Below are 523 nucleotides of genomic sequence, written 5' to 3' on the forward strand. Positions count from 1 at the left end.
GTTGCGCACCATGAGATCTCGTGGCCGGCGAAGTCGGGATCTTCCTCGGTGGCGCCGATCGGCTCGACGGCGTAGAGGGTGCCGCGGGATGTCAGGGTGCCGGAGGGTGTGGTGATCTCGGTCTGGAATGCGAATGCGCGAGCGAACTCCTGGCGGGTGCTGAAGTAGACGCGATCGGTGCGCGAGACGAGCCCGATTTCCGGCCGATCGCTAGGCGTGTGTGAGATCGGGATTCGCGCGGCCGTGGCGTCACGGGGGTTCAGGAGGCGTGAGCCGATCGCGAGACCGGGGAACCCGCCATGCCAGAACGTAGGGCCAGTGCGCCCCTCGCTCACGGGTTCTCTTCTCTGCCGACCGCTTCGGCTTCGATGCCAGTGGCGAGGATGCGTAGCGCTCGAGTCTGCTGAGCGGGAGCCATTCTGAGCGGGGCGTCGACGACGTTGTGGATGCTCAGGCTGTACTCCCCGGCGCCGTCGAGTGCGATCGTGGCGACTGCGAGCAGCTCATGCTCCTCTGGGATGTT

Annotated in this window: 2 protein-coding genes; both read right to left on the reverse strand. The window is 66.3% G+C overall.

Annotation, left to right across the window (positions count from 1 at the left end; all coding sequences use genetic code 11):
- Positions 1-335 (reverse strand): hypothetical protein (locus AC1B00_RS09665; RefSeq protein ID WP_488849516.1); only part of this gene is annotated, 335 nt, incomplete at its 3' end.
- Positions 332-523 (reverse strand): hypothetical protein (locus tag AC1B00_RS09670; protein ID WP_488849517.1); only part of this gene is annotated, 192 nt, incomplete at its 5' end. The genes AC1B00_RS09670 and AC1B00_RS09665, both read right to left, overlap by 4 nt.

Source organism: Campylobacter sp. DY7 (assembly GCF_057802535.1).